The following is a 14,938-nucleotide window of genomic DNA, read 5'->3' on the forward strand; positions in this document are numbered from 1 at the left end:
GAGAACCTCCAACTCCCCGAACCAGGGAAGGCGCATGCCCCGATACGCGATCCTCACCAACGACCTCCAGCGCGACCTGGTCGACAAGAACGAGCAGCGCAAGGCGAACGTGGAGAAGATGACTCCCGCCTTCCAGGAGTTCCTGAGCCGGATGCGGGAACTCCAGGTCACGGTGATCCATCTGCAGCTGGTCTACGACGAGGACGACAAGAAGATCGAGTACCACGACGGCCGGATCCCCGTGCTGCGCGGCACCCCCGGGGCCGAGCTGCTCCCGGAGTTCGTGGAGCCCGGCGACCTCGTCATGGAGAAGAAGAAGGACAGCGGCTTCTTCGAGACGGACCTCCACGACTACCTGCAGAAGAACGACATCGACACCGTGATCATCACGGGGATGCAGGCGCAGGTCTGCATCCAGACAACCGCGGCGGACGCGCACTTCCGCGGCTACAACGTGGTCGTGCCCTCCGACGGCGTGGTCTCCACCCGCGACGAGGACCGCACCCGGGCCCTGGAGTGGCTGGCGTCCTACTGCGCCGTGGTGGCCCCGATGACCGAGGTGACCCGGCGGATCAGCAGCGACGAGGGGTTCGACTTCTCGGTGGCCGCGCTGCCCTGAGGCGCACCCGCCCCAGGACGGCACCCGCCGCCGGCCCGTTCGGACGGCCGTTTTCGCAGATCAACCGCACACCGCGGGAGCAGCATCCGGCGCGCCGCCGACACCGTCACCGTGCCCGGCTCCGGCGAGCTCCCGCGCGCAATCCTTGAGGAGGCGTCCCATGGACGTGGCAGTGACAGCGGGGGCCCACGCCTGGAACGGGCTCGCGCTGCCCCCCGGCGCCCGGCAGGAACCGGACCTCGTGGTCATCGGCGTGCCCTTCGAAGGAGGGGCGGGCGGCGCGGGCGGCGCCTCCCTCGGACCGTCCAGGGTCCGGGAGCTGACGCCCCGTCTCAAGACGATCGACCGCCACGGCCGCGACGCCTCCGCGGTCCGGCTGCGGGACCTCGGCGACATCCCGACCTGGCGGTTCGACCTGCCCCGATCGATCGCCCACCTCTCCGAGGTCTACCAACGGGTCTTCCGTGAGGTCACGGTGCCCGTCCTGACCTACGGCGGCGACCACTCGATCACCTACCCCATCGTGGCGGCCGCGGGCGCCGGCCGGTCCCTCGGCCTCGTCTGGTTCGACGCCCACCCGGACGTCCTCGACGGCTACCAGGGCTCCGGGATCTCCCACGGCTCGCCGCTGCGCCGCATCATCGAGGACGGGGCGGTCGCCCCGGAGAACGTCCTGCTGGTCGGCACGCGCGCCTACGACGCGGGCGAGGTCGACTTCATCGAGAAGCACGGCATCCGCGAGGTCCGGGCGGCGCACTTCGCGGACGATCCGCGGGCCGCCCGGGAGAGCTACCGGCGACATCTGGCCGACATCGGCGAACGGGTCGGCCATTTCTATGTCTCGCTCGACATCGATGTGCTCGACGCCTCGTGCGTCCCCGGCACCGGCACGCCGGTGGCCGGCGGGATCGGGACGGGTGAGCTGATCGGCCTCCTCGAGGCCCTGCCCGAGCCCGTACTGGGCTACGACATCGTGGAGTTCGCCCCTGCCCACGACGTGGGCGGCATGACGGGACACGCGGTCATGTCGCTCACCACGACGTACCTCGCCCGGATCGCGGCCCGTGCCCAGGGACCGAGCCGGGACGCCTCCCCGGGCGGCAGCCCCGTAGCGCATCCGGCCCGTCTCCCCGAGGAGTGACGCCGTGGACGTCATGACAGCCATCCTGACGCGGCGCAGCAGCCATCTGCTCAGCGATCCGGGCCCCACCGACGCGGAGTTCACCTACCTGCTGGGCGGCGCGGCCACCGCGCCCGACCACGGTGCCCTCCGGCCGTGGCGATGGGTGCTGCTGCGCGGCGACGGGCGCGCGGCGCTCGGCGACTGCCTGGCGGCGGAGGGGCCGCCGGACCAGCGGGACCGGGTCCGGCGGAAGATGCTGCGCTCGCCGCTCAAAGCGGTGCTGATCTTCGTTCCGCGTCCGGACCACCGTGTCCAGGAGTGGGAACAGCTCGCGGGGACCAGCTCGATGGTGTACGCCATGATGATGTTGCTGCACGCCCGTGGCTACGGCAGCATCTGGCGGACCGGAGCGCTGTGCCGCAGTACGGGCGTCCGCGAACTCCTGGGGCTCTCGTCCGCCGAACGGGTGCTGGGTTCCCTGGACATCGGCACCCCCGACGAGAAGGCGCGGCGCTCGCGGCGGCCGCGCGAGGACGTGGCGGCCAAGGTCTCGGCCTTCGACGCCGCGGCGGTCACCGCCGCCAGGACGGGCGGACCCGCCGGTCCGTGACAGCGGGAGCCCGGCGGCGGGGCCCTCGCAGATCCGACGTACCCGGCCCGTGCCGGACGAGAAAGGCAGCACGTACCAGTGGAACCGAGTGACGAGTTGACGCCGCCGCACGCCCCGTCCCGCCCGCCCGGACAGGGCCCCTCCGCATGGGCGCGGCGGCTCGCATCCGGCGTTCCGCAGGGGCGGGCGGCGCGTATCTTCCTGCTGGTCGCCTTTGTCGACGCCGCGGGCCGGGGCATCTTCCTCGCGGGCTCCGCGCTCTTCTACACACAGGTCATCGGGCTGACCAACGCGCAGGTCGGGCTGGGGCTGTCGATCGCGGGCCTGGTGGGGCTGGTGTGCGCCGTGCCCATCGGCTGGCTCGCGGACCGGTTCGGCGACGGGCCGGTGCTGGTGGCGCTGCAGCTGTGGCGGGCGGCGGCGTTCCTGGTCTACCCGCTGGTCGACGACTTCCGGTGGTTCCTCGTGGTGGCCTGTCTGGTCGGCGCGGTCGAGTGGGCCGCGATGCCGATCATCCAGTCGGTCGCGGGGGCCACCAGCGAGGAGGGCTCGATGGTGGGGGCCATGGCGGTGGTCGCGGTGGCGCGCAACTCCGCCTACGCGCTCTCCGCCCTGGCCGCCACCGCCGTGATCACCTGGGCGTCCCCGCGCGCCTATGTCGCGTTCGTGTTCGTCAACGCACTGGGGTTCCTCGTCTCGGGGATCCTGCTGCTGAGGCTGCGGCTGCCGCGCCGGGCGACGGACCACATGCCCCGGGAGCGGGGGGCGAAGCTGCTGCCGTTCAAGGACGTGCGGTTCGTGCTGCTGTCCCTCACCAACGGGATCCTGTACGCCCACATGCCGATCCTGTCCGTGGCCTTTCCGCTGTGGATCGTGACCCGGACCGACGCGCCGCGCGCACTCGTCGGGGTGGCGCTGACGATCAACACCGTGATGGCGGTGCTGTTGCAGATCCGGCTCAGCAAGGGCGGGGACGAGCTGCGCCGCGCCGGCCGCAAGCAGCGGCTCGCGGGGCTGGCGCTGGCCGTCTTCTGCCTGCTCGTGGCGTGCACCCGGTCGGTGGACGGGGTGACGGCCACGGCCTTGTTGCTGCTGGCCGCGGTCGCGCTGACCCTGGGCGAGCTGTGGCAGTCGGCGGGCGGCTGGGGGATCTCCTACGGGCTCGCCCCCGAGGCGCAGCGCACCTACTACCTGAGTGTCTATCAACTGGGGGCCACCGGAGTGACGGTGGCGGGTCCGGCGGTATTGGTGATGGCCGTCGTGGACGTGGGTCCGGCCGGCTGGATCGGGCTGGCCGCCCTGCTGGCACTCACGGGCCTGGTGACCCCGGCGCTCACCCGCCCGCCGCGCCGGAGGGCCGCGGCCGCCGCCGCTCCGGCCGACTGACCCGGGGCTCTCGGGCCGCGGCCGCCGCCCTCGTCAGGGTGCGCGGGTCGGCGCCTGCGTTCCGGTGCGTGGCGTGGTCCGCTCCGCGTCCGGCCCGGGGCCGGTGAGGTGCGTGACGACGGCGATGACGGTGGCGGCTATGGCGAGCAGGGCACCGACGAGGTTGGGCGAGGCGTAGCCGAAGCCCGCGTCGATGGCGAGGCCGCCGAGCCAGGCCGCGAGTGCGTTGCCGACGTTGAGTGCGGCGACGTTCGCGGCCGAGGCGAGCGTGCGGGCCGTGGGTGCCACCTGCATGATGCGGTGCTGCAGGGTGGGGATCGCGGCGGTGCCGCACAGTCCCAGCAGCGTCAGGGTGATCACCGCGGGTGTCCGGAAGTGGATGCTGTAGGCGAGGACCGCGAGCAGCACCGCCAGTGCGGTCAGGGTGGTGTGCAGCGTGCCGACGGGGAACTTTCCGGCGAAGTGCCCGCCCAGCAGGTTGCCGACGGACATCCCGACGCCGTAGAGCATGAGAATCACGGTGACGGCGGCCGGCGCGAACCCGGTCACCGTCACGAGCATCGGCTCGATGTAGGTGAACGAGGCGAAAATGGCGGCGGAGACCAGCGTGGTGACGAGGAGCGTGACCCACACCTGCCGCCGGCGGAACGCGCGCAGTTCGGTGCGCAGTCCCCCGGCCGCCGGACGGGGCCGGGCGGGCAGCAGGACGAGGATGCTGAGGAGCCCGAGGAATCCCACGAGCGCCACGCTCAGGAAGGTGGCCCGCCAGCCGAAGTGCTGGCCGACGAGCGTGCCCAGCGGTACGCCGAGGATCGTCGAGACGGTCATGCCGCTGAAGATGAGGGAGATGGCCGTGGCCCGCCGGTCCGGGGCGACGAGGTCGGCGGCGGTGACCGAGGCGACGCCGAAGAAGGCGCCGTGGGCCAGCGACACCAGCACGCGGGCGGCCAGCAGCAGGCCGTATCCGGGGGCCACTCCGGCGAGGAGGTTGCCCCCGACGAAGACGGACATCAGGAGCACCAGGACGGCGCGGCGGGGTAATCGGGTGGTCAGGGCGGCGAGCGGAAGTGCGCCGGCCACGACGCCGAGGGCGTAGCCGGAGACGAGATGGCCGGCCACGGGCACGGAGACGGACAGGTCGGCCGCCACGTCCGAGAGCAATCCCATGATCACGAATTCGGTCGTGCCGACCGCGAAAGCGCTGATGGCCAGGGCAAGGATCGCCAGGGGCATACGGCAGATACTCCTCAGGCAGGGAATTGCTGATGGTGTGTCAGGAATGCGGACAGCCCCTCACCGTCCCGGCGGCCCCACCGAGGCCCGTTCGACGAACTCGATCGGCAGCACCGTCCTGGCCGTCGCGGTGTCGTGGCGCAGGAACCTCTCCATGCCCAGGCGGCCCAGCTCCTGGGAGGGCAGGCGCACCGTCGTCAGGGCGGGGACCAGCAGGGAGGCGAGGGGCAGGTCGTCGAATCCGATGACGGAGAGATCGCCGGGAATGGACAGTCCCAGGCCGTGCGCGGCGGAGTAGGCGCAGGCGGCCAGGTTGTCGTCGTCGCAGATGATGCCGGTCACCGAGGTGTCGTCGCGCAGTCTGGCGAGGATCAGCTCCCGTGTCCGTGCGCCGTCGAAGGGCACGGCCAGGCTGCGTCCCCGTACCCGGGGGTGTGCCGCGATCCGGCCGTCGAAGGCCGCGGTGCGCTGGGTGAACGTCCAGGCGTCGCGCTGGGCGCGGACATGCAGGAGGTGCCGGTGCCCGAGGCGGACGAGGTGGTCCACGGCGGACCGCATCCCGGCCGCCACCTCCATGGTGACCGAGCAGACGCCGGCGTCCGGGTCGCTGTCCAGGGCCACCATGGCGACGCCGTCCCGGAGCCGGTCGATGCTGTCGGCGGAGACGGCACAGGCGAGGACGCCGTCGATGGCCTGCCGGGGAAAGGGGAACGGTCCTTTGCCGTCCTCGCCGTTGAGGGGATAGACGATCACCCCGATGCCGCGCTCGGCACCGGCGCGGGCCGCTCCGCTGTGCACATCGGCGAAATGCGGGTTCGTCAGGGAGGGGACGACCAGCATCACGGTGCCGGTTCGTCCTAATCGCAGACTTCGTGCCGAGAGATTGAGTCGATAGCCCATGTCGACCGCCGCATCCAGAACTTTCTTCGCCATTGTGGCCGAGACCCGTCCACGCCACTTTCCCGCCATCACCAGCGAGACGGTGGCCTGTGACACCCCAAGTGTCCTGGCAAGGTCCTTGCTTGTCATCTGGTGCGCGCCGGCCGGCGGGTTCCCTGCCCTGCCGAGTCCTTCTGACAACAGTGCCCCATCTCCCGTGCGAATCCCGGACGTTCAGCTTCCGTTGCATCTTGCGCGGGACATCATACGTATGATCTGGTGGCGCCACATCATACGTATGATGCCGCTCGATCCGAGACATCGGTCAGCGACTTCCGGCGCATGGAGATCTCAATGAAATCGGCCGTCACCGTGTACTGCGGAGCCTCACTCGGCGAGCACCCCGGATACGCGGACGCAGCGCGTCAATTAGGGCAGGCACTGGCGCGGGCCGACATGGATCTGGTCTACGGCGGTGCGTCCACCGGCCTGATGGGGTGCGTGGCGGACGCGGCGCTCCTCGGCGGCAGCCGCGTCACCGGAGTGATCCCGCAGAGCCTCGTCCGCTTCGAGGTCGCCCACACCGCCCTCACCGAGCTGCGCGTCGTCGACACCATGCACGAACGCAAGGCCCTGATGGCTCAGTTGGGCGATGCCTTCGTGGCGATGCCGGGCGGCTTCGGCACCGCGGAGGAGCTGTTCGAGGTCCTGACGTGGGCCCAGCTCGGCCTGCACGCCAAACCGTGCGCCCTGCTGAACACCAACGGCTACTACACGCCGCTCCTGAGGTTCCTGGAACACGCCGCCGGCGAAGGCTTCGTGCACCGGCGCTACCTCGACAACGTCATCGTCGAGGAGGATCCGCACGTCCTGCTCTCGCGCCTCTCGGGCCACCGTGCGCTGCCGCACCTCTTCGAGGAGGTGGCGGAGGCATGACCACAGCACGCCGTCCGGCAGCAGCGGGTGCCCCCTCCCGGCCGTCCGATGCCGCGTCCCCCGCGCCCGCCCTCGCCGTGTTCGACCTCGACGGGACCCTGCTCCCGGAGACGACGTCCTGCCGGGAGATCGCCCGGGTGGTCGGCAGGCACGCGGACATCCACGACCTGGAAGCGGCTTACGGCCGCGGGGAGATCGACAGCCGCGCCTTCGCGGTCAGCGCGCTGCGGTGCTGGAGCTCGGGCGGCGAGACCGTCTACCGCCGGGCCTTCGAGGCCGCGCGCTTCCTGGACGGCATCCAGGACTGTCTGACCTGGCTGCGCGCGCAGGGGACGACGACCGTCCTGGTGACGATGTCGCACCGGGAGTTCGCCGAGTGCTTCGACGGATTCGACCGGATCTTCGCGTCGGACTACCCCCGCGACATCCTCGACCCCGAGGACAAGCCGCTGATCGTCGACCGGCTGCGGGCCGGCCTGGGCATCACCCCCGACGACGTCATCGCCTTCGGCGACTCGATGTCCGACCTGCCGCTTTTCCGCACCCTGCCGCGCACGGTCGCCGTCAACGCCTCCCCCGCCCTCACCGAACTGGCCGCGTACCACTACCGGGGCGACGACCTGCGCGAGGCGCTGCGCCTGGTCTGCCCCGCCGCGGAGTTCGTGTCATGAGTGCCCGGCACCCCACCGGCCGTACCGCGGCCGCGGCGACCGAACCGCCCCCGGCCGGGACCGGCGCCCTCACCGTGCTGTGCCGGTCCTTCGCCGACGACTTCCCGGGCGGGCTGGACGCCTTCCACGACGCCCTGGGCCGGCGAGGGCTGACCACCGAGGTGCACGAACGGGTCGACGGGCGCTTCCCCGACGGGGAGTTGTGCGTGGACCTGCCCGGGGACCCCACCGGCGCCCATGTGCTCGTGCACCAGTCCCTGACCGGACCCGCCGAGCAGGTCGACCGGTCCGTGCTGGCGCTGCTGGCGGTGGCCCGCGCCTACCGGGAGCACGGGGCGCGCAAGGTGACCGCCGTCGTGCCGCACCTCGCGTACGCGCGCCACGACCGGCATGTCCCCGGTGAACGCCGCCCGATCATGGCCGGCCTGCTGGCGCAGCTCGCCGCGACCGCGGGCATCGACACACTCATCACCCTCGCCTCGGGCGCAGAGGACCGGCTCGGACCACTCAGCGGGCCCCTGAACCTGGTGCAACTCCCCTCGGATCAGGCGCTGTTGGCGCTGGTGCGGCCCTGGGTCCTGCCCGGCCGTACGGTGCTCGTGGCCCCGGACGCGGGGGCCGCCCGGCAGGTCCGGCGGCTCGGCGACCGGCTGCACCTCCCGGTGGTCACCGCCACCAAGCGGCGCACCGGTCCGGACTCCGTCACGGCCGCCCTCACGTCGTCGCCGCCCGGCCCCGCCGACCGCGTCATCATCGTCGACGACCTGATCACCAGTGCGGGCACGATGCTGGCGGTGGCCCGGCTGGTACGGGCCGAGTTCGAGGGGTGTCAGGTGCTCTGCGCGGCGACGCATCTGCGCCCCACCGCCACCGGCGAACAGCGACTGGCCGCCGCGCTGCGGGACGGGACGCTGCACCGCGTGCTCACCACCGACGCGGCGGGCCACCGCCCCCGTATCACCGGCCTCGACGTCACCGCGGTCCTGCCGTTGATCGCCGACGCCGTCGCCTCCCACGTGCTCCCCGACCACGCCCCCTTAGCGGAAAGGCCCACTGCGCATGCCGGCTCCCACTGAGCTGCTCGAATCCGTTCCCCCGACCGCGCTGAGCCCGGTCCTGTCGATGTCCGTGGTCTGCCTCGACCAGACCAGGCTCGGCGCACACATCGAGACCCTGCGGACGCTGGGGATCAGCCGGCTGCACGTCGATCTCATCGACCCGGCGTTCGGACGGAACGTGGGGCTGCCCCTGGAGACCATCAGCGATCTGGCGGCCACCTGCGGCCTGCCGATCGACGTCCACGCCATGCTGCACCGCCCCGGTGACCTGCTGGAGCAGGCCGCGCAGCGGGGCGCGGCCACGGTCTGCGTCCACCAGCGGACCGTCACCCCCGAGGTACTGGACTGCTTACGGCGCATCGCCGCCGGACCCACCGAGGTCGGCCTGGTCGTCGACCCGGGCGAGGGAATCGACCGGGCGCTGGTCGAGCGGCTGAACCCCGCCCAGCTGACGGTGATGAGCGTCGAACCGGGCGGTGCGGGGCGGCCGTTCCGCGACGAGGCCCTGCTGACCCTGGCCGAGGCCGCCGAGCTGCGCGAGCGCGGGACGGTGCAGCGGGTGGAGGCCGACGGGGCGGTCGGACCGGCCACGGTCGCCCGGCTGGTGTCCGCCGGCGCCGGTCAACTCGTCCTCGGCAGCACGGTCTTCCCGCAGCGCGGCCCGGCGGACAACCGCCTGGACGAACTGGCCCTGGCGCTCTCCGCCCTCTCCCCCGCCTGACCTCCGGCGCCCCTCCCCTCCCCGACCGACGAAGACCAAGGACGGCCCTTCATGACGCCCACCCATCCCATCACCATCGGCGACGTCCGCCGCGAGCTGCCGATCGTCCGGGTGGCGGACGACGCCCGGATCGCCTTCCTCAAGCTGTACGGCGACGTGGAACTCACCGTCGCCTGCGCCCGCGCGCTGGCCGAGCGGATGCCGACGGACATCGATGTCATCGTCGGCCCGGAGACCGGGGGCATCCTGCTCGCCCACGAGCTCGCCGAGCACTCCGGGCGTCCCTACGCGATCGCCCGCAAGAAGCTGCGCCCGAACATGGTCAAGCCGCTCCGTGTCCCGGTGCAGAGCATCGGAACACCGGGCAGGCAGGAACTCTTCCTCGGCGACGACGACGTGGCGCTCGTCGAGGGCCGCCGCGTCGCCCTCGTCGACGAGGTCGTCAGCAGCGGCGGCACCCTGACCGCGCTCCATGAACTCGTCGCCACGGCCGGCGGCACCGTGCGGCAGGTGCTGGCCGTGGCCACCGAGGGCGAGCGCAGGCCGGAGGTGGAGTCGCTGCTGCACCTGCCCGTCTTCCCGGGCTAGTGCGGCGACGCCCGTCCCCGTACACGTACCTCCTGACCACCCGCACCCGACAGGACGACGTAGGAGTTGCCCGATGACACCCACCATCCATGCCAGCGAGGTCGCCGACATGGGCCTCGCCGACCATGGTGAAGGACTGTGCGACTGGTCGGCCCAGTCGATGCCCATCCTGGCGCGGTTACGTGAGCGCTACGCCGCGGAGAAGCCCTTCGCGGGCCGGCGCATCGCGATCGCCGTGCACATCACGACCGAGACCGCCAATCTCGCCCTGACCCTGCAGGCCGGCGGCGCCGAGGTCTTCCTGTGCGCCTCCAACGTACGGACGACGAACGACGCGGTGGCCGCCTACGCGGCCCGGCAGGGGGTGCACGTCCACGGCATCCAGGGCGAGGACCGCGAGACCTACGCCGCACACTGCCACCGCGTCCTGGACGCCCGCCCGCACCTGGTCATCGACGACGGCGCGGATCTGACCGGCCTGCTGCACGGCGCGCGCACCGACGCCGCGTCCGACGTCGTCGCGGGCCTGGAGGAGACCACGGCGGGCATCCAGCGCATCCGCAGCCTGGAGGCCGACGGGCTGCTGCGCTACCCCGTCATCGCGGTCAACGAGGCGCGTACCAAGCACCTCTTCGACAACCGCTACGGCACCGGCCAGAGCACCATGGACGCCGTCCTGCGCCTGACGAACACGCTGGTGGCCGGCTCACGGGTGGTCGTGGCCGGTTACGGGATGTGCGGCAAGGGCGTGGCGGCACGGGCCCGCGGGATGGGCGCCGATGTCCTGGTGACCGAGGTGGACCACGTCCGGGCCCTGGAGGCCGTGATGGACGGATACCGGGTCATGGAGATGGACCGTGCCGCGGAGCTCGGTGACCTCTTCATCACGGTCACCAGCAGCAAGAACGTCCTGCGGGCCGAGCACTTCGCGCTGATGCCCGACGGTGCCATCGTGTGCAACTCCGGGCACTTCGACGTCGAGATCGATGTGCCGGCGCTGCGCGCCGCGGCCCGCAAGCACACCCGCCCCCGCCCCGGCGTCGACCAGTACACCCTCGCGAACGGCCGGCGCATCACCCTCCTCGCCGGCGGCGAAGTGGTGAACCTCGCCGCCGCCGAGGGCAACCCGGCCACGTTGATGGACATGTCCTTCACCAACCAGGTCCTGGGCTGCGAGTACCTCCTCCGGAACGCCGCCCACATGGACCGCCGGGTGCACGCCCTGCCCGCGGACATCGACGACCACGTGGCCGACCTCAAACTCCGGACACTGGGCGTCGGCATCGACACCCTGAGCGAGGAACAGATCGCCTACCTGCGCTCCTGGGACCAGGGCAGCGCCTGACGGCCCCCTCCCGGGGCGGCACCGGCCGCGGCGGCGGGCTCACCCCTGCCCCCGTGGCCGGTGCGGTGGGAAGGGCAACCGGTCGCTTCGTCCGTTCAAGCTTCCTGCGCCGCGACCCCGCTCGTCCGCGTCACAGCAACGCACCCCCTCGCGCACCCGAGTCGCGCCCACGGGCCGATGACGTACGGCATGATCGGAAGCGCACCAAGTCGGTGCGAGGGATGCCGCGTTGAAGGGTCGGGGGATGCCGGATGGACGTTGATGCCGCCGTGTTCGATGTGTTCGGGACGTTGACCGACTGGCGGTCCGGCGTGGCCGGCGCGCTGGCCGACATCGGCGGCCGGGCCGGACTGGAGGCCGACTGGCCGGCCGTCGCCGACACCTGGCGACGGCGCTACCGCCCGGCGCTGGAGCGGGTGCTGGGCGGAGAGCTGCCCTGGCGGCCGCTGGACGCTCTGCACCGGCTCACGCTCGACGAGGCCCTGGCCGGGCACGGGCTCGACGCCCTCGACGGCGCCGAACGCGATGCGCTCGTACGGGCCTGGCACCGTCTGCGCCCCTGGCCCGACGCCGCTCCCGGGCTGGAGCTGCTGCACACCACCCGTGTGCTGACCGCGACGCTGTCCAACGGCGGGGTCGGCCCGCTCGCACGCCTCACCAAACAGGCGGGGCTGCGCTTCGACTGCGTCCTGTCGGCCGAGCTGGCCAGGTCCTACAAGCCCGACCCCCGCGTCTACCTCATGGCCGCCGAGCTGCTCGAAGTGGAGCCGCGACGGCTCCTCATGGTGGCCTGCCACCCCGACGACCTCGAAGCGGCCGCGGCGGCGGGGCTCCGTACCGCGTACATCCCGCGCCCGCTGGAGTGGGGGCCGGACGCCGCGCGGGTCGCTCCGCCCGCCGGGGTCGACCTGGTCGCCGACGACGTCCCCGGCCTGGCCCGCGCGCTGGGGGCGACGGGCTGACCGGGGCGCGGGGCGTGCGGGGCCGGGCGCGAGGTGTCGGTCGGGACGGGGCCGGGCAGCGGGACGTCAGCGGGTGGCGGGGGCAGCAGCCGGTGCGTTCCCGGCACGGCGGTAGAAGTCGAACTGGGTGATCCCGTGGTAGCCGTAGCTCTCGGGGTGGAGTTCGTGGAGCGCGACACCGGCCCGGGGCAGCGGGCCGAGGAGGTCCGACAGCAGTTCATGGGCCCTTGCGATGAAGGCGGCCTTCTCCGCGGCGCTGTTCGTGCCCGCGGTGATGCTGGCCTCCACATGCGCGTCACGGGTGCCGGTCAGGGGTTTGCCGTCCACGAAGTAGCTGCCGGCCGGGACCAGGTTGAGGTGGACGATGGTGCGCGCACCCGCTTTCCGCAGGGCGGAGACCGCCAGCCCGGTCAGCCCCTCGGCGAGGGCGCTCCGGACGTCGGCGGGGAGGTCGGGGTCGGGGACGGTGACCCGGATGTACGGCATGGCTCTCCTCGGCTCGTGCTGGAGTGTGTCGGCCGCCGGATCCGGCGGCACGGATCAAGCCTCGCCAACCTGGCACCATAGATCCAACGCATAGATGTCATAGACCCATGAGGCCCTCGCATGACCGTGAACCTTCCCCAGTTGAGGGCGTTCCTCGCCGTCGTCGACGCGGGCGGCTTCAGCGCGGCCGCCGCCGAACTGGGCATGAGCCAATCAGCGGTGTCGCACGCGGTCGCCGCCCTGGAGCGCGAGCTGGCCGCCCCGCTGCTGGTCCGCGCCACCCCGGCGCGGACCACGGCGCTCGGCGCGCGGGTCCTGCCGCACGCCCGCCTCGCGCTGTCGGCGGCCCGGTCCGTGGAGCAGATCGCGGCCGAGGCCACCGGGACGATGACCGGCACCGTACGGCTGGCCGCCACACCGACCGTCTGCCAGGGGCTGGTCCCCGGCCTGCTCCGGCACTGGCGCGACGAACAGCCGCGGATCACGGTGCGGGTCTTCGAGGGCGACAGCGCCGAGGTCGCGGGCTGGCTGGCGGACGGCACGACCGATGCCGCCGTCCTGATCGACCCGCCGCCCGGCCCCGGTGTCCAGCTCGCCGAGGACGCCTACCGGGCGCTGCTGCCCCGGGACCACCCCTTGGCGGACGAGCCGCTCGTCGACCTCCGCGACCTGGAGGACGACCAGTTCCTGATCTCGCCCAACGGCTGCGAGGCCCGCATCCGTACGATCCACGGCCTGGCCGGGCTGCGCTTCTCCCCCACGCACCGGGTGCGGGACCTGGCGACCCTGATCAGCATGGTGCAGGCGGGTATCGGCGTGACCGTCCTGTCCGAGGTGTCCCGTTCCCTGATCCCGTCCGACCTGGTCCTGCTGCCGCTGGCGCCGCAGACCTCGCGCCGCCTCGTCCTGACCGGGCCGTCGAACCGGCCCTGGCACCCGGCGATCCGGGCCTTGGCGGATTCGGCCGTCAGTCATCTGGCCCGCGTCGCTTCGCTGTCACCCGTGCCGGAGGAGGCAGGGGTTGCAGGGGAAGCAAGGGACAGGGATGCGGGGGAAGCCAGGGAGGCAGGGGCGCCACAGCCGTTGCCCCGGCATGCCCCGTGAACCGGATCTGCCACACGGGCCGACCACACCTGCGACACCGGGACGGGCAACTGCGGCACCCGGCCCCCGTGGCCTTCCTGAGGGTGTCCGACACCCCTTCGTGGAAGGGGGGTCGGACCGGTTCAGGGCGCGCGTCACCGCCCGCCGGGCCTCTCGGGCAGGCCCCGGGCAGCGGGCGGTTCGACGTCGAGGTAGCGGCGGCGGCGCGGGCCGCGGTACTCCAGCGCTTCCCATCCCAGCCTGCGCAACACCGCTGCACAGTGCCGCAGCGCCTCCTGTTCGGCGTAGGCGGCGCCGCTGCCGGCCGGCCCCAGCCATTCGACCCGCGCCACTCCCGGTGCCTCGGCCGCGCGCACGCAGTACCCCGTGGCCACCCGCTGCCCCTCCTCGTCGACGGCCGACGGGGTCACGCCTGCCGCCTCCAGGGACAGGGCGACGGCACGCACCACGTGGTGCCGTTCCCAGTCCGCCGGGACCGCGAGAGGATCGGCCGCGCCTTCGTTCATCAGGCGCCGGATCTGCAGCAACCCGTTGAACGCGGCCTGGACCGCCGTGGCCCTGGCCGGCGTGGGCCCGGCCGGCGGGCGGCCGTTGCCGTCGGCCACCTCGAAGCCCGCGCCGTCGCCCGTCACCCGGTCCCCTTCCGCTCCCCTTGCCGCTGACGGCATGGTGTCGGCCCGCCGGGCGGGGAAGCCCCCTCACCTCATCAGGCGCGCCGGAGCCGCCCGGCGATGAAGTGTCCCAGGAGTAGGTAGACCACGGCGGGCAGTCCGTAGTTCAGGACGGTGCGCACCCAGTCCGTGTCCATGGTGAACAGGTCGTGCGACCACCCGGCCAGCCAGGCGGCTGCGGACTGCACCCAACTGACCAGGTCGTTGGCGCGGTTGGCGTCGAGGAGGGCGAACAGGATCCACAGACCGAGGATCACCGCGGTGAGGTCCGCGATGACGACGATGACCTTTGCTGCTTCGCTTCTGCCGTTACGGACGTGTCTGGACATGACAAACAGGTTGCCGCTTTCCCGCGGCCGAAACCCGACCCCCGTGGTCCGCATATGCCGCAGGCCCGTACCGTACGCGGCGCCTCGCAATCCCACGAAGGGGTGACGCTCGTCGTTCGAGTCCCCGTGCGGGGCGACCGCCGAGTCCACGCCCGCCTTCCGCCGGGCGTTAGGACATCAGTGCACGATCTGCCCCTCGGTCACCCGTTACGGGGAG

Annotated in this window: 17 protein-coding genes; 12 read left to right on the forward strand and 5 right to left on the reverse strand. The window is 72.3% G+C overall.

Annotation, left to right across the window (positions count from 1 at the left end; genetic code table 11):
• Nucleotides 1-34: 34 nt before the first annotated feature.
• The 4 genes from K7396_RS00290 (at nucleotide 35) to K7396_RS00305 (ending at nucleotide 3,738) form a co-directional block, all read left to right on the forward strand.
• Entirely contained in the window at nucleotides 35-619 is a 585-nt protein-coding gene (locus K7396_RS00290) for an isochorismatase family cysteine hydrolase (RefSeq protein WP_086719458.1), read from the forward strand.
• A gap of 160 nt (nucleotides 620-779) precedes the next feature.
• Nucleotides 780-1,760, forward strand: coding sequence for an arginase family protein (locus K7396_RS00295; RefSeq protein WP_086719459.1), 981 nt, complete (start codon nucleotides 780-782; stop codon nucleotides 1,758-1,760).
• 13 nt (nucleotides 1,761-1,773) lie between these two features.
• On the forward strand, nucleotides 1,774-2,352 hold the full coding sequence (locus K7396_RS00300) for a nitroreductase family protein (protein ID WP_223660348.1): 579 nt from the start codon (nucleotides 1,774-1,776) through the stop codon (nucleotides 2,350-2,352).
• Between the two features lie 78 nt (nucleotides 2,353-2,430).
• Nucleotides 2,431-3,738 carry an MFS transporter gene (locus K7396_RS00305; RefSeq protein ID WP_086719461.1) on the forward strand — a complete coding sequence of 436 codons (1,308 nt, stop codon included), beginning with the start codon at nucleotides 2,431-2,433 and terminating at the stop codon, nucleotides 3,736-3,738.
• 33 nt (nucleotides 3,739-3,771) lie between these two features.
• Here the strand turns inward: K7396_RS00305 and K7396_RS00310 are convergent, their stop codons facing one another.
• Nucleotides 3,772-4,971 (reverse strand): MFS transporter, encoded by a 1,200-nt coding sequence (locus tag K7396_RS00310; RefSeq protein ID WP_086719462.1) that lies wholly within the window; start codon nucleotides 4,969-4,971, stop codon nucleotides 3,772-3,774.
• Between the two features lie 60 nt (nucleotides 4,972-5,031).
• Nucleotides 5,032-6,000, reverse strand: a complete 969-nt coding sequence (locus tag K7396_RS00315; protein ID WP_086719463.1) for a LacI family DNA-binding transcriptional regulator — start codon at nucleotides 5,998-6,000, stop codon at nucleotides 5,032-5,034.
• A 204-nt stretch (nucleotides 6,001-6,204) separates the two neighbouring features.
• Here K7396_RS00315 and K7396_RS00320 point away from each other — a divergent pair, with 204 nt between their 5' ends.
• The 7 genes from K7396_RS00320 to K7396_RS00350 all read left to right on the forward strand — a co-directional run bounded on the left by K7396_RS00320 (nucleotide 6,205) and on the right by K7396_RS00350 (nucleotide 12,131).
• Nucleotides 6,205-6,786: an LOG family protein gene (locus K7396_RS00320; RefSeq protein WP_086719464.1), complete on the forward strand. Its 582-nt coding sequence runs from the start codon at nucleotides 6,205-6,207 to the stop codon at nucleotides 6,784-6,786.
• Nucleotides 6,783-7,457, forward strand: coding sequence for an HAD family hydrolase (locus tag K7396_RS00325; RefSeq protein WP_086719465.1), 675 nt, complete (start codon nucleotides 6,783-6,785; stop codon nucleotides 7,455-7,457). Before K7396_RS00320 ends, K7396_RS00325 begins: the two co-directional genes overlap by 4 nt.
• A complete protein-coding gene (gene prs / locus K7396_RS00330) occupies nucleotides 7,454-8,533 on the forward strand; it encodes a ribose-phosphate diphosphokinase (protein ID WP_152104255.1) in 1,080 nt (359 codons plus the stop codon). The genes K7396_RS00325 and prs overlap by 4 nt, the downstream gene beginning before the upstream one ends.
• The gene (locus K7396_RS00335) at nucleotides 8,517-9,236 is read left to right on the forward strand and encodes a beta/alpha barrel domain-containing protein (RefSeq protein ID WP_086718071.1); all 720 of its coding nucleotides are present in this window, start codon (nucleotides 8,517-8,519) and stop codon (nucleotides 9,234-9,236) included. Before prs ends, K7396_RS00335 begins: the two co-directional genes overlap by 17 nt.
• Before the next feature lie 51 nt (nucleotides 9,237-9,287).
• A complete protein-coding gene (locus tag K7396_RS00340; RefSeq protein WP_086718073.1) occupies nucleotides 9,288-9,824 on the forward strand; it encodes a phosphoribosyltransferase family protein in 537 nt (178 codons plus the stop codon).
• Between the two features lie 73 nt (nucleotides 9,825-9,897).
• Complete coding sequence (locus K7396_RS00345) at nucleotides 9,898-11,169, forward strand: adenosylhomocysteinase (protein ID WP_086718075.1); 1,272 nt, start codon at nucleotides 9,898-9,900, stop codon at nucleotides 11,167-11,169.
• 251 nt (nucleotides 11,170-11,420) lie between these two features.
• The gene (locus K7396_RS00350) at nucleotides 11,421-12,131 is read left to right on the forward strand and encodes a haloacid dehalogenase type II (RefSeq protein WP_086718079.1); all 711 of its coding nucleotides are present in this window, start codon (nucleotides 11,421-11,423) and stop codon (nucleotides 12,129-12,131) included.
• Between the two features lie 66 nt (nucleotides 12,132-12,197).
• Here the strand turns inward: K7396_RS00350 and K7396_RS00355 are convergent, their stop codons facing one another.
• Nucleotides 12,198-12,617 carry a tautomerase family protein gene (locus tag K7396_RS00355; protein WP_086718081.1) on the reverse strand — a complete coding sequence of 140 codons (420 nt, stop codon included), beginning with the start codon at nucleotides 12,615-12,617 and terminating at the stop codon, nucleotides 12,198-12,200.
• 120 nt (nucleotides 12,618-12,737) lie between these two features.
• Between K7396_RS00355 and K7396_RS00360 the strand changes: the two genes are divergently transcribed.
• A complete protein-coding gene (locus K7396_RS00360; RefSeq protein ID WP_086718083.1) occupies nucleotides 12,738-13,721 on the forward strand; it encodes a LysR family transcriptional regulator in 984 nt (327 codons plus the stop codon).
• A 134-nt stretch (nucleotides 13,722-13,855) separates the two neighbouring features.
• On the opposite strand, the gene K7396_RS00365 is transcribed toward K7396_RS00360, so the two are convergent.
• Both K7396_RS00365 and K7396_RS00370 read right to left on the reverse strand, forming a co-directional pair.
• Entirely contained in the window at nucleotides 13,856-14,389 is a 534-nt protein-coding gene (locus tag K7396_RS00365) for a hypothetical protein (RefSeq protein WP_086718085.1), read from the reverse strand.
• Between the two features lie 38 nt (nucleotides 14,390-14,427).
• Nucleotides 14,428-14,721: a hypothetical protein gene (locus tag K7396_RS00370; RefSeq protein ID WP_086718087.1), complete on the reverse strand. Its 294-nt coding sequence runs from the start codon at nucleotides 14,719-14,721 to the stop codon at nucleotides 14,428-14,430.
• Nucleotides 14,722-14,938 lie beyond the last annotated feature (217 nt).

The sequence above is a fragment of the Streptomyces angustmyceticus genome (assembly GCF_019933235.1).
Lineage (GTDB): Bacteria > Actinomycetota > Actinomycetes > Streptomycetales > Streptomycetaceae > Streptomyces > Streptomyces angustmyceticus.

Bases quoted from the DNA above. Each gene is read 5' to 3' on its own strand.
- K7396_RS00290 (WP_086719458.1), top strand. From the start codon at position 35: ATGCCCCGATACGCGATCCTCACCAACGACCTCCAGCGCGACCTGGTC.
- K7396_RS00295 (WP_086719459.1), top strand. From the start codon at position 780: ATGGACGTGGCAGTGACAGCGGGGGCCCACGCCTGGAACGGGCTCGCG.
- K7396_RS00300 (WP_223660348.1), top strand. From the start codon at position 1,774: ATGACAGCCATCCTGACGCGGCGCAGCAGCCATCTGCTCAGCGATCCG.
- K7396_RS00310 (WP_086719462.1), bottom strand. From the start codon at position 4,971: ATGCCCCTGGCGATCCTTGCCCTGGCCATCAGCGCTTTCGCGGTCGGC.
- K7396_RS00315 (WP_086719463.1), bottom strand. From the start codon at position 6,000: ATGACAAGCAAGGACCTTGCCAGGACACTTGGGGTGTCACAGGCCACC.
- K7396_RS00320 (WP_086719464.1), top strand. From the start codon at position 6,205: ATGAAATCGGCCGTCACCGTGTACTGCGGAGCCTCACTCGGCGAGCAC.
- K7396_RS00325 (WP_086719465.1), top strand. From the start codon at position 6,783: ATGACCACAGCACGCCGTCCGGCAGCAGCGGGTGCCCCCTCCCGGCCG.
- prs (WP_152104255.1), top strand. From the start codon at position 7,454: ATGAGTGCCCGGCACCCCACCGGCCGTACCGCGGCCGCGGCGACCGAA.
- K7396_RS00335 (WP_086718071.1), top strand. From the start codon at position 8,517: ATGCCGGCTCCCACTGAGCTGCTCGAATCCGTTCCCCCGACCGCGCTG.
- K7396_RS00340 (WP_086718073.1), top strand. From the start codon at position 9,288: ATGACGCCCACCCATCCCATCACCATCGGCGACGTCCGCCGCGAGCTG.
- K7396_RS00345 (WP_086718075.1), top strand. From the start codon at position 9,898: ATGACACCCACCATCCATGCCAGCGAGGTCGCCGACATGGGCCTCGCC.
- K7396_RS00350 (WP_086718079.1), top strand. From the start codon at position 11,421: ATGGACGTTGATGCCGCCGTGTTCGATGTGTTCGGGACGTTGACCGAC.
- K7396_RS00355 (WP_086718081.1), bottom strand. From the start codon at position 12,617: ATGCCGTACATCCGGGTCACCGTCCCCGACCCCGACCTCCCCGCCGAC.
- K7396_RS00360 (WP_086718083.1), top strand. From the start codon at position 12,738: ATGACCGTGAACCTTCCCCAGTTGAGGGCGTTCCTCGCCGTCGTCGAC.
- K7396_RS00365 (WP_086718085.1), bottom strand. From the start codon at position 14,389: ATGCCGTCAGCGGCAAGGGGAGCGGAAGGGGACCGGGTGACGGGCGAC.
- K7396_RS00370 (WP_086718087.1), bottom strand. From the start codon at position 14,721: ATGTCCAGACACGTCCGTAACGGCAGAAGCGAAGCAGCAAAGGTCATC.